Annotated in this window: 10 protein-coding genes, 1 tRNA gene and 1 pseudogene; 9 read left to right on the top strand and 3 right to left on the bottom strand. The window is 59.1% G+C overall.

Features of this window, described 5'->3' with window-relative positions; genetic code table 11:
• The 3 genes and pseudogenes from AB4043_RS07535 to AB4043_RS07525 form a co-directional block, all read left to right on the top strand.
• Positions 1–546: pseudogene (locus AB4043_RS07535) on the top strand (hypothetical protein); the annotation flags it as partial.
• Between the two features lie 118 nt (positions 547–664).
• Positions 665–1,000, top strand: coding sequence for a PilZ domain-containing protein (locus AB4043_RS07530; RefSeq protein WP_442300109.1), 336 nt, complete (start codon positions 665–667; stop codon positions 998–1,000).
• Between the two features lie 2 nt (positions 1,001–1,002).
• Complete coding sequence (locus AB4043_RS07525; protein ID WP_442306778.1) at positions 1,003–1,779, top strand: response regulator transcription factor; 777 nt, start codon at positions 1,003–1,005, stop codon at positions 1,777–1,779.
• A 69-nt stretch (positions 1,780–1,848) separates the two neighbouring features.
• On the opposite strand, the gene AB4043_RS07520 is transcribed toward AB4043_RS07525, so the two are convergent.
• Both AB4043_RS07520 and AB4043_RS07515 read right to left on the bottom strand, forming a co-directional pair.
• Positions 1,849–2,406 (bottom strand): TPR end-of-group domain-containing protein, encoded by a 558-nt coding sequence (locus AB4043_RS07520; RefSeq protein WP_442300107.1) that lies wholly within the window; start codon positions 2,404–2,406, stop codon positions 1,849–1,851.
• 228 nt (positions 2,407–2,634) lie between these two features.
• Positions 2,635–3,246, bottom strand: coding sequence for a DUF4254 domain-containing protein (locus tag AB4043_RS07515; RefSeq protein WP_442300106.1), 612 nt, complete (start codon positions 3,244–3,246; stop codon positions 2,635–2,637).
• Positions 3,247–3,269: 23 nt separating this feature from the next.
• Between AB4043_RS07515 and AB4043_RS07510 the strand changes: the two genes are divergently transcribed.
• The 4 genes from AB4043_RS07510 to AB4043_RS07495 are packed head-to-tail and all read left to right on the top strand — an operon-like array spanning position 3,270 to position 7,832.
• Complete coding sequence (locus AB4043_RS07510) at positions 3,270–4,352, top strand: glycosyltransferase family 9 protein (protein WP_442300105.1); 1,083 nt, start codon at positions 3,270–3,272, stop codon at positions 4,350–4,352.
• 42 nt (positions 4,353–4,394) lie between these two features.
• Positions 4,395–5,864 carry a bifunctional D-glycero-beta-D-manno-heptose-7-phosphate kinase/D-glycero-beta-D-manno-heptose 1-phosphate adenylyltransferase HldE gene (hldE, locus tag AB4043_RS07505; RefSeq protein WP_442306777.1) on the top strand — a complete coding sequence of 490 codons (1,470 nt, stop codon included), beginning with the start codon at positions 4,395–4,397 and terminating at the stop codon, positions 5,862–5,864.
• Positions 5,865–5,913: 49 nt separating this feature from the next.
• Positions 5,914–6,897 (top strand): ADP-glyceromanno-heptose 6-epimerase, encoded by a 984-nt coding sequence (gene rfaD, locus AB4043_RS07500; protein ID WP_442300103.1) that lies wholly within the window; start codon positions 5,914–5,916, stop codon positions 6,895–6,897.
• A gap of 23 nt (positions 6,898–6,920) precedes the next feature.
• Positions 6,921–7,832, top strand: a complete 912-nt coding sequence (locus tag AB4043_RS07495; protein ID WP_442306776.1) for an ATP-grasp domain-containing protein — start codon at positions 6,921–6,923, stop codon at positions 7,830–7,832.
• A gap of 184 nt (positions 7,833–8,016) precedes the next feature.
• Here the strand turns inward: AB4043_RS07495 and AB4043_RS07490 are convergent.
• Positions 8,017–8,092, bottom strand: a tRNA-Lys gene (locus AB4043_RS07490).
• Positions 8,093–8,336: 244 nt separating this feature from the next.
• Here AB4043_RS07490 and AB4043_RS07485 point away from each other — a divergent pair.
• Both AB4043_RS07485 and bcsA read left to right on the top strand, forming a co-directional pair.
• Positions 8,337–10,430, top strand: coding sequence for a cellulose synthase operon protein YhjQ/BcsQ (locus tag AB4043_RS07485; protein ID WP_442306775.1), 2,094 nt, complete (start codon positions 8,337–8,339; stop codon positions 10,428–10,430).
• Positions 10,427–12,529: UDP-forming cellulose synthase catalytic subunit (gene bcsA / locus AB4043_RS07480; RefSeq protein ID WP_442306779.1), on the top strand; the 2,103-nt coding region annotated here is incomplete at its 3' end. The genes AB4043_RS07485 and bcsA, both read left to right, overlap by 4 nt.

Here is a 12,529-nt window from a genome sequence, read left to right as displayed (position 1 = left end):
ATCTACAACCGGGCGATCGTCGATGAGATGGAGCGGAAGGGAATTGTTCCGGGTTTCGATTACCGGGACGAGCTCGACGTCGAGTGGGCCGGCCACCCGAACTGGTACTTCCGTATCAGCAAGTTCTCGCTTCCATATCTGCGTCACAGAACGGTACCGGCCGCGGTCTTTCTGGACGACTGGATAGCCGGCATAGGCCGCGACCGGCTTCCTGAAAAACGCGAGCAATGGATTTTGAAGCCCTTGTATTCCTTTGCAGGGAAAGGAATTACGTTCGCCCCGGAGGAGACTGTGCTGCGCTCGATTCCGGAGGCGGAGCGCCGGAACTACCTCTTGCAGGAGCGGGTTCAGTTTGAGCCGGTCATCCAGACGCCTGAGGGAGCAACCCAGGTGGAGGTGCGGATTCTCTATCTCTGGCCGGAAGGAAAACGGATGCAGCCGATGATCAGCCTGGCCAGGATGGGACGTGGGCTCATGATGGGAGTCGACCATAACCGCGATAAAACCTGGGTCGGCGGATCCGCCGGATTCTTCCCAAAACGGTAACTTCTTGTTTCAAATTTGAGGTAGCGGGTATTTGTAAATGAGTTACACTGGGGTCCACCGTGGTAACCAAGAAGAGGGTAAGAGGTTACAAGGGCCCCAATTCCGCGGGAGAAATCGTATGTCCTATCTGCCTCCCAGCTTCGCTCTGACAAAAGACCCTGTACGCACCGCCGTGCGATTTCCCCTACGGCTGCAAGTGAGTCTGCAGACCCCCGAAGGCATACTCGAGGCAATGACAGAGAATGTTTCCGCCAGTGGTCTGCTGCTGGTAGCCCATAAGTTGCCGGGAGTAGACACAAAGGTGGAATTTACGATGGCCATGCCGTCCGCCATTATGGGTACGTCTACGGATGTCAAGGTGCATTGTGTGGGCAGGGTTGTACGTCATCAGCAGTCTGAAAATGAGCAAAAAGCGGCTGTGGTGATCGATGAGTATTCTCTTGAGGCAAGCTGAGTATGAGCGGGAACGAACCGATCCAGGACGTGGATGTAACTGAAGGACAAACCGGTGCAGGTAGCGCCATTCGTGTGATTCTGGCTGACTCCCAGGCCATCTACCGTGTGGGCATGCGAAAGATTTTTGCCGTTGAAGACGATATCCGTGTCGTCGCTCAGGCGGAGAATCTTCCCAATCTCTATCAGGCGCTGCAGCGCTATCCAACCGATGTGGTGTTGCTTGAGGGGCAGATGATCGCCGGCACCATCGACGCTATTCCCGAGCTGGTCAAGCGAGCTCCGGACGCCAAGATCATTGTCCAGGTGGTGGAGACTGATGAGGCGAATACCGTGGAACTGTATCGCCGCGGCGTGCGTGGTGTCGTAGCCCGATCCATCTCTCCCGATCTGCTGGTGAAGTGCGTCCGCAAGATCGCGGCCGGCGAGACCTGGATCGACAATCAGTCGATCAACTGGGTCATCGAGGCCTATCGGGCACAGGYGACGACCCTCACCAACCCTAAGGTGCAGCCACGCCTGTCGCCCAAGGAGATCTCGATCATCTCCTGCATTACGCGCGGCATGCGTAACAAGGAGATCGCCTTCCAGCTAGGCACCACCGAACAGGTGATCAAGAATTACCTGCGTAAGATCTACGACAAATTGGGCGTAAGCGATCGCCTGGAGTTGGCTCTCTACTGCCTGCATCATCAGTTGCTCAAGCGCTACATGCAGGATGGAGAAAACAGTGGCGCCGCCGGACCGGCCAACACCACCGAGATTTCACTGCCGAACTGACAGTTTTACCGAATTAAAAGAGAGGGCGTGGCCACAGGCCACGCCTTTCTTTCTTCCATTCGCGATGGTTTAGGTCTCGGGATAGAGCAGTTCCGTGAATCGTGGATCATCTGCCATGTCCTGGAAGTCAGAATCAGAACGCGCCTGGATACGACGCTGCGGATTCATGCTGATGGCGACGGTCAGGTGCTCCAGGCACGCCGTAAAGTCTCCTGTCATCGACGACAGCACTGCCAGGCCGTAAAGAGCGAAGTCGCTCTGTGGGTTCTTCTTTAGAATTTCATCGAAATGTTCGCGCGCGTCGGCGTAGTTACCGTCGTTCAACAGAACAACGGCATAGTCGCAGCGCTCTTCTTCTGACGCAAACTTCGCAGCGACCTTCTCTGTCTGCTTGGCGCAGGCGGTACGGAAGGTGCGGATGCGATCTGCGAACTCGAACGGGGCATCGGGAAGGAGCTTTTCAAAAGCGACGAGAGCCTTATCGAACTTGCCGGACTGCATCAACTGGACGGCAGCGGAAAACTGTTCGAGGGCCTGCTGACGAGCAGCATCGGGGGCGGGCTGGGCAGCGATGGTGCGAGGCATGCGACGTATATTGTTTGCTGTTTTGGCTTTGGTCGTGGCCATGGTTGCGGTTCCAGTTGATTCAGACGCAGGGTTATGTAAGGGGTAGCGTCTAAAAGAGTCGTTGGTGATTTATACGCAGGATACGCGCACAGGTCAAGAAACGCCAAACTCCGGTTAGAGCGTTTTCCCTGTGGGTGTCATGTAGGGCTTCCGCATCCATGGGCGTTTTCCGCAATGAAAACGCCGCTGAACGACCCCTCCGGGATACCCGGCAACAGGGAAAACGCTTTAGACGTTCCTCCGAGCATAGAGCACAGGATTCAGTGTCGGATCGTTGTACATCTTCAACTGCCGGTACAGCTTGAAGCGGCGCCTGCCGCCTGTGACATCGCTCCAAAGAGCGTCCAGACAACCGGCAAGATCGTTGCGCTGTTCCGTGAGCATCGCGAGGCGAGCCTGGTTCCTGGAGCGATGCTCTTCGGTGATGTCGGTGCGGTCAATCTGCTCTTGGGTATGAAAGATCTTGAGCGCAAGGATAGAGAGCCGGTCAAGAATCAGTCCCGGCGTTTCGGAGTGCAGCGCCGCGTCCGTATTGGGTAATGAGAGCGGCGCCAGGGCCTCAAGCAGTGCGCGGTCTAGCTGTTCGACCACATCGTTGCGGCGCTGATTCAAAATGTCGATCGCTCGTTTGGTAATCGCGATCTGATCAGAACTGGCGTTGGGATCACGGGCCCGGTCTTCCTCGTGCCACAGGTCGAAGTTGGCTCGATGGAGCTGACTGAGCAGGCCGTCGAACGGGTCTGCCGGCGTGGTGCGTGGAGGCTCGGGCAGATGCCAGTTTTTGGTCTGCAGATCCTGGGCCGCGGTGATGGTGAAGGCGTCGAGTAACGGAACAGACATGCTCAGCGGATATTCTATGTGCAATGACTTCAAATCTCGATGCGAAGCGGGTATTGGTCTATCGTCTGGGAAGTCTTGGGGATACGCTGATTGTTCTTCCTAGCCTGCGTCTAATTGCGCGGGTTTTTCCAAACGCCGAGCGGCGTATGTTGACGAATTGGCCTGTGAGCAGCAAGGCTCCTGCGGCGGCAGCAGTACTGGGCCCCACGGGGCTGATCCATGGATACATGCGCTACCAGGTAGGAACGCGAAATCCTCTGGCATTAGCGAAGCTGGCCTGGGAGATACGGCGGTTCAAGCCCGACGTTCTCGTTTATCTGGCAGCAGGCCGCGGCCTGGCCAATACGAAGCGTGATGCCGCGTTCTTTCGCCTTGCCGGGGTGAAGAAGTTTGTGGGCATTCCCCTTACGGAAGACATGCAGCAGAACCGGCTGGATGAAAACGGCATCTATGAGCAGGAAGCTGCAAAGCATGCGAGGAATATCGCCGAGCTGGGCGATGCACGCCTGGACGACGCCGCAAGCTGGGATCTGGAGCTTGTTCCTGCAGAGAAGGACAAGGCAGCGGCCCTGCTGAAGCCGTTGGGTGACCGCCCGGTGATCGCCGTCAGCGTCGGCACCAAGGTGCAGGCAAAGGACTGGGGCGTAGAGAACTGGCGCGGCCTGCTGGCTCAGATGGGCGCGGCTTATCCCGAGTTCGGTCTTGCGCTTGCTGGAGCTCCGGAAGAGAGTGCGGTGAGCGAAGCAGCAGCCGATGGTTGGCGCGCGGCCGGCGGAGGCCCGGTGGTGAATCTCTGCGGCAAACTCACACCGCGTGAGAGCGCCGCGGCATTTGCCCATGCCAGGTTGTTTGTCGGCCACGACTCGGGCCCGATGCATCTTGCGGCAGCGGTTCAAACGCCATGTGTGGCGATCTTCGCCGCTCGCAATAAGCCGGCGGTCTGGTTCCCATATGGCCCGGGACACAGAGTGATATATCACAAGGTTGACTGCTGGGGATGCGGCCTGGAGACCTGCATCGTGGAGAAAAAGAAGTGCCTGATGTCGATCACCGTGGATGAGGTGATGCACGAGGTCCGTGCGGCTCTGTCAACATTGGCGAAATGATGGATTGTTCGCGTAATGCGATGATGGGAAGAAGGAGAGACGATGCTTCCGCAGGTTCATGAGGTGCTCGGGTTGCTGGAGGGAGGGTTTTCCAACCTCCGGGTTCTGGTTGTGGGCGACATCATGCTGGATCGTTACATTCATGGTGAGGTGGAGCGCATCTCGCCCGAAGCCCCCGTGCCGGTGCTGCGGCACGCACAGCGGTATGAGCGCGCCGGTGGCGCCGCAAATGTGGCCATGAACCTGGCCGGACTGGGTGCACAGGCCACGCTCGCCGGGTTCTGGGGCGCTGACCGTGAAAAAGAAGAACTGGCCGCGCTGCTGGATCAGGATGGCGTGAACTATGCCCCGGTCGTCACTGGCAGCTTGCCTACCATCTCGAAGACACGCATCGTGGCGCGGACCCAGCAGATGCTGCGTCTGGATATCGAAAGCCAGAAGAAGCCTTCCCCTGAGGATCTGCAGCGGCTGATTGATACCTCGGTGGCAGCAGTCGCTCATGCCGATGCGGTGATCCTGAGTGACTACGCCAAGGGCGCGCTTTCCGACGAGTTGTGCAGGGCAGTGATCCGCGCCGCACGCGACCGTGCGATTCCGGTACTGGTGGATCCCAAGACACGTGATCTGGGCAAGTACTCCGGAGCGACGACCGTCTGTCCAAACTTGAATGAGCTCTCGCAGGCAACGGGGGTTCCATCGTATGAAGTGGACGCCCTGCTGCATGCCGCGGAAAAGCAGGTGGTGGAGCACGAGTTCGAATACCTGACGGTCACGATGAGCGAGAAGGGAATTCGGATCGTACGGCCTGGCTACACCTATCACTCGCCGGCCCGGGCACGTGAGGTCTTCGATGTCTCCGGCGCAGGGGATACGGTAATTGCTACCCTTGCCGCCAGTCTGGCCGGTGGTCTGAAGGTCGAGACGGCGATCGAACTGGCGAATCTGGCTGCGGGTATCGTCGTCGGTAAGGTTGGCACAGTGCCAATTACCTCCGGCGACCTGGTTGAGCTGCTGACGCCTAGCCAGGACCTGCGGTCTGATGAGCGTGTGCTTGACCGGGAGCGCGTGAAGCRCCGTGTCGAGGAGTGGCGCGCCGCCGGCGAAACCATCGTCTTCACCAACGGATGTTTTGACCTGTTGCACGTCGGACACATCACGCTGCTCGAGGACTGCCGGAGGTTCGGCAGCAAGCTGGTCGTGGGCCTGAATACCGATGCCAGCGTGCAGCGGCTGAAGGGGCCAACACGGCCGGTTGTGGGAGAGATGGAACGCGCCCGTGTGATGGCGGCGCTGGCCGCGGTCGATGCGGTTGTGTTGTTTGACGAAGACACGCCCATGGAACTGATCCGCGACCTGAAGCCGAGCGTTCTGGTAAAGGGTGGCGACTACACCATAGAGACGGTTGTAGGCCATGAAATCGTCATTGCAGCCGGAGGCCGCGTGGAGATTGTGCCTACCGTAGCCGGGTTCTCAACGACCAACATCGTAAAGAAGCTTACGGGCGTCTGCTGAAGTCCGCCCAGGATCCCTACCGCGATAGCTATTTGAAGGAGAAAGCGCGTTGATCATTGTCACAGGTGGCGCTGGGTTTATCGGAAGCAATCTGATTCATGAACTGAACCGTGCCGGGGAGAAGGACATCCTGCTGGTGGATAACTTCGCGCCCGCTGCGAATTGGACCGGACCGAAGTTTGTTAACCTTTGGGGCGCGGACTACTCCGATTACATGGACAAGCATGAGTTCCGCGAAGCGCTCAACGCCGGCGACTTCGACAGCGTGAAGATTCGCGCAATCCTGCATCAGGGCGCCTGCTCCAACACGCTGGAAGATGACGGGCAGTACATGATGGACAACAACTTCACGTACTCGAAGGAGCTCCTGCACTTCGCCACCAACCGCAAGATCCCGTTGGTCTATGCTTCTACCGCCGCCGTCTACGGCCTGAGCGAGAACTTCACACCGACCAAGGAAAACGAGAAGCCGCTGAACATCTACGGCTACTCCAAGCTGGTCTTCGACAACTATGTGCGCCGGCGGATCAACAGCTTTGAGTCCACCGTGATCGGTCTGCGTTACTTCAATGTCTACGGTCCGCGTGAGCGTCACAAGGGCCGCATGGCGAGTGTGATGCAGCACTTCTCCAAACAGTTGAAGACACAGGGCGAGATCCGGATGTTCGAGGGAACAGGCGGGTACGGCAGCGGTGAGCAGCTGCGCGACTTCGTCTTTGTGAAGGATCTTGCGCGCATCAACATGTTCTTCGGAGGTCTGCTCCCGGAGAGCCCGAAGCAGCCGGTAAAGGCCGTTGTGAACGCAGGCACCGGTAAGGCCCGGACCTTCAAGGACGTCGCCAAGGCCTTGATGAGCGTCCATGGTGAGGGCAAGATTACGTTTATCCCGTTCCCCGCGGACCTGCATGGGCGGTACCAGCACTTCACGCAGGCTGATGTCACCGGTCTGCGCCAGGCTGGATATGTGGATCCGATGACCGATGTAGAAGAGGGTGTATCTCAGACATTTGCTGAAGAACCGCTGCAACTTTAGCGGTTGACTGGTGAGAGGATGCTATGAGCGACGGCAAAGAGACGATTCTGTGCATCACCAGCTATGAGAAAGGCAAGGCGTTTCTCAGCGAGGCCGCAAGGCTCGGCTGCAACGTCCTGTTGCTCACGGTCGAAAAGCTCAAGGATGCATCGTGGCCGCGCGAAGCCCTGGCCGATCTTATGACGATGCCCGAGGGGCTTACCCCGGAACAGGTGCTGAATACGGTGACCTATCGGGCACGGCACCAGCGCATTGATCGCATCGTGGCTCTGGACGAGTTCGAACTCGAATCGGCGGCGCTGATCCGGGAGCATATGCGCCTGCCCGGCATGGGCCAGTCGACCACGCGCTTCTTTCGCGACAAACTGGCGATGCGGCAGCGTGCCCAGAGAGCGGGCGTGCTTGTGCCGGAGTTCACGCCAATTCTGAACTACGACGATCTGCGGGAGTTCATGCAGAGCGTTCCAGGGCCCTGGTTGCTGAAGCCGCGTTCAAGCGCCTCGGCGATCGGGATTCAGAAGATTCATCAACCGCAGCATCTTTGGCCGCTGCTGGATGAGCTTGGCGACAAGCAGAGCCACTACGTTGGCGGAGCGTACATCGCGGATGTCATTGAGCACTCGACCGGGATCAATCTCTGGCGGGAATGGGCGAAGATCGAGGTCGCATCGATGTCCGGAAGTGAGTACGACCTGCCTCGCGTGAACAGCCTCTATGCCGGCAGCGTGCTCTGCCTGGCAAAGATGGCGGAGCCTGATCTGTCGCCGTTCGATGCTCCGGAGGTGGTCGAGACGTTGAAGCGTCATCATCACGCCGGGCTGATCGTAGCCTCTGAGAGCGCGGAACGGGTCAACACGCTGCTGCAGCAGTATGCCCCTGAGTTCCTGGAGCGTTTCTGCGCCACAGCTCCTGTTCCCGACCGACCCATAGGTTAGGGGCGGGTGACGGGCACGGAAGAATCGGGAAAGTCTATCCCGCCTGCTGACGTTGGGACTTGGATGACACGCCCTGACAGGTAACGTTCAGGATTCGTGCCCAGATGGGTACTACTGTGTGGTTCAGGTCGCCCATCGAGTGGGTAGAATCGCCCTGAGTTGAGAAGAAAAATGGAAGGAAGAGTGGTGAGAGCGCTGGGGCTCGAACCCAGGACCAGCGCCTTAAAAGGGCGATGCTCTACCAACTGAGCTACGCTCTCGCACTTTCTTCAAGGTAGCACAAATGAGGCATGTGCAGCGTTGCCCGGCCCTATGGAAAGGCAGTCTCCATAAGGCTCAAAATGCATGATTTCTGACACTTAAGTAGCATCTGCTGGTGATTGACTTGAGTTCCTAAGGCCAGTACGCTCAGGGCATTGGATCGAACAATTGCGGAAAAAGTGTGTCTTTTCCGGACAGTAACTGGCTGACGGTTTGACGGCACACGAGGCTCAAGGAGCAGTTATGGACAGCAATAATCCGGAGCGGAGTGGAGAGCAGAAGGCTGCGGACGAGACCCCCGAAGACGTCGCCGTACTGTATTCGTGGGCGAATCTGCAGGGCGCTAAGTATCGTGACTTTTCGGCGTCGCGGCGTGAGTTCCGCGCTCAGATGAAGCATCGCGCCGCGGAAGCAGCGCGTGAAGCGGAAGAGAAGGCGAAGACGGAAGCCGAAGAGGCTGCGCGCCACGAAGAGGAAGTTGCCGAGAAGCTCGCTCTGGGAGCGGCTGAGACGGAAGAGACGCAAAGGGCTGCTGCTTCCGCTGAGAGCGCGCGGCAGGCGCAGAAGGCTGCACAGGATCGTCTTGAAGCTGCGCGTCACGCTGAAGCCGCCGCCGCCGCAGAGGCCGCGGCTCGCCGTGCTGAGCGCGAAGCCGCTGAAGCCCACGCTCATGCCGAGATGCAGGAGCGTCGCTGGCAGAACGAACAACCCCAGCCTGCTGTCCCGGGCGAGATCAGCGATCCGTACATCAAGCCTACGCACGATGTCGAGATCGAACACCATATACATCGCCCGCATACCTCTTCTGCCGAGCGTGCCGCTGCTTTGCGGCAGAGCTCCGCAATTCGTGCGGCGGTGCGCGTACAGCCCGGATTTTCATCGGGCATGAAGAAGGTTCCCATTATTGATCCGGTGACACCGAAGCAGCCTGAGCGTATTGCCGAACAGCCGGCAGCACCGCAGGAGCAGCAGTTGCGGCGCGGCTATCGTCCGGATGTTCCAACAGCACAGATGGACGCCTATCGCGAAGAGCCGCGTTACCAGGCGCCTCAACGCAGCTTCATTCCGGCTCCGGAGCCTCCCCAGCCTCACTTTGAAGATCGCCCGGCAACCATGCCGCGGCGTCCGGATGTTGTGGAGCCGCCTGCCGAACCGGTACGTAACTTTATTCCCGCTCCTCCGATGCCTCGGGCGGAGCCACAGCCTCACGAGGTCACATTGCCGCCGGTCCACGAGACGCCGCTCAAGAACTATCCTCCGCAGGAACGAGTTGAGACGATGCCGGAGAAGCGCGAACCGGTTCAGCCGATGTATCGCCCCGCGCCGGTGCGGCAGAGCGGCACGGTGCCGGCAGCGCAGCGGGAGCAGAGTCCGGTGCGTCCGRCATGGCTGTATGGTGAAGATCGCCAGCAGCGTCCGCAGCCTCAGCCTGTGCAACAGCAGCCGGAGCCGCCGCAGGTGCCCGATACGCTGCAGCACTCGCGTGAGCGTGTTGCTTCGCGCTGGTTTGCCCTGAAGGGTGTGTTTGATCACTCGCAGGAACAGACCGATCCGCAGCCGGTGCGGAAGCAGGAGTACCGCGTTCCAACCCTCGTCATCTTTTCTCTCGCCGGCGGTGTCGGTAAGACCAGCATGGTGGCTACGCTGGGCCGCGCCATGTCCAGCATGGGGGAAAAGGTACTGCTCACCGATACCACATCGCATGGTCTGCTGCCGTTCTACTTCGGTGCGCGTGAATTGCGTCCGAGCGTGGTGCGGACCTTCTCTCCGCCGCCCGGAAGCACCGATGCTCCCATCTACCTGGTGAACTATGAGCTCGATCAGAAGGGCAACGACCAGGCAACCCAGGAGTGGGTGATGGATGAGGTCGCTCGCAACGGCCAGGGAGCGCATCGCATGATCGTGGACCTCAGTTCCGGCTCGAGCTGGCTGCTGCGCCGCCTGGGACGTTTGAACCCGACTGTGATTGTGCCTCTGGCTCCCGACATGAACTCGGTTATCAGCCTCCAGGCCGTGGAGAAGTTCTTCCACGGAGTCACGGATGCCGATGGGCGTCCGGTACGGCCGAACTATGTTCTGAACCAGTTTGATTCTTCTCTGCCGCTGCACCTGGATGTGCGTGAGGTGATGCGGCAGCTGGTTGGTGACCGCCTTCTGCCCTTTACCATCCGCCGGAATCCCGCGGTGAGTGAGGCTCTGGCAGAGGGCATGACGGTGATCGACTATGCTCCGTCGAGCCCTGTCTCTGAAGACTTTATGAACGTGGCAACGTGGGTGCGTGCGGCTACCGCGCCGGCAACAGCCGGATTCCGCGGAGCAAGGTGGACGGAACGATGACGCATACCACGGCGTGGCGTGAGTTTGAGACTGGCGACAGTCTGGTGATGAAGTTGGTAAGGGTGTTGGTGATCCTGGGCGGTTTCTTCGTCCTGGGAACCACAGGCATGCTCCGGTTGTCCTGGCCGCAGCAGGCTGTACTTGGCCTGCTGACCGTGTTGATCGGCGTATGGATGGATCGTAGCTCTCGCAGCTATCTGGTCACGCTGACGCTGATGCTGGCGTCAATGTTCTCAACCTTCCGGTATGGCTACTGGCGTATCGCAACGGTCGTGGAGTTCTTTCAGGATCCGGGAACAAAGTGGGGACCCCTGGATGCCTTCTTCATCCTGACGCTCTGCTTTGCAGAGACCTACGCCTTCCTGATCCTCTACCTTGGCTATCTGCAGACCATCTGGCCTTTGCGTCGCACCCCCGTGCCTCTGCCGGAGGATCCGAACGAGTGGCCCGAGGTCGACCTGCTGATTCCGACCTACAACGAACCGCTCAGTGTTGTGCGTTACACCGCGCTTGCGGCCATGAACATCGACTGGCCGGCGGACAAGCTGAACGTCTACATTCTTGACGACGGAAAACGCGAAGAGTTTCGCTCGTTCTGCGAAGAAGCTGGTATCGGTTACATGACGCGTGACGATAACGCGCATGCGAAGGCCGGCAACATCAATCGCGCTCTGAAGCGGCTGAGCGCCCCGTTGGTTGCGATCTTCGATTGCGACCACGTGCCGACGCGCAGCTTCCTGCAGGTGACCGTGGGTTGGTTCCTGCGCGATCGCAAGCTGGCGATGCTGCAGACGCCGCACCACTTCTATTCGCCCGATCCGTTCGAGCGCAACTTGGGACAGTTCCGCATCATTCCGAACGAAGGCGAGCTGTTCTACGGCATTGTGCAGGACGGCAACGACTTCTGGAACGCCACCTTCTTCTGCGGAAGCTGCGCTGTACTGCGGCGCGAAGCTCTCGATGAGATCGGCGGCATCGCTGTCGAGACGGTGACGGAAGACGCGCACACCTCGCTACGCATGCAGATCAACGGCTGGAATACGGCCTATATCAACATTCCCCAGGCGGCCGGTCTGGCGACCGAGCGTCTGAGCGGTCACGTCAAGCAGCGTATCCGATGGGCACGCGGCATGATCCAGGTCATGCGTACGGACAACCCTCTCTTTGCCAAGGGACTAAAGCCGGCGCAGCGCCTCTGCTACTTCAATGCGATGTCGCACTTTCTGTATGGCCTGCCGCGTCTGATCTTTTTGACGGCGCCTCTCATCTACCTGATCCTTGGTCACACCAATATCCCCGGCTACTGGGCTGCGATTCTGGCTTACGCATTCCCGCATCTGGTGCTCTCGAGCATCACGAACTCACGTATTCAGGGACAGCATCGACACTCCTTCTGGAATGAGATCTACGAGACCGTGCTGGCGCCGTATATCTTCCTGCCGACGATGATGGCGTTGGTCAATCCAAAGCTGGGTTCGTTCAACGTGACGGCGAAGGGCGGCGTGGTCAATCGCAGGTTCTTTGACTCCCGCATTGCGCAGCCCTTCCTGGTGATGCTGGTGCTGAATGTCATCGGGCTGCTGATGGCGATTCCGCGCTACTTCTACTTCTCGCCCACGCTTCCGTTCCCGTTCAACTATCTCAGCGGACTGTATGACGGCACACATCCAGGCACGATCTGGATGAACGTGCTGTGGACGTTCTTCTCGATCATGATCCTGGGCGTAGCGACGGCCGTGGCCTGGGAAAGCCAGCAGCGGCGTCAGACGGTGCGTATCACGATGAGCGTGCCCGCAGATGTCATTGCTCCGGATGGTGCTGTGATCTCCGGTCTTACCGCGGATATCTCCAGCGGCGGTCTGCAGATGAACGTGGAAGGCAATGCCACGCTCCACGCCGGCGACAACATCAAGGTCGTCTTCCCGGTATTGGATGGCGATGCCGAGATTCCCGCCACGGTGGTTTGGTATGACGGCGTGCAGCTGCGCGCGCAGTTCGACTCGCTGACGATTGAGGAAGAAGAGGCGCTGACGATGGTGCTGTACTCACGCGCCGATACCTGGCTTGGCTGGGGTGAGTCTCGCGAGATTGATAAGCCG

Origin of the sequence: Terriglobus sp. YAF25 (assembly GCF_052113305.1) — a bacterium.
Lineage (GTDB): Bacteria > Acidobacteriota > Terriglobia > Terriglobales > Acidobacteriaceae > Terriglobus.
Note: the sequence above shows the minus strand (reverse complement) of the source record. Positions and strands in the feature narration are given on the sequence as shown.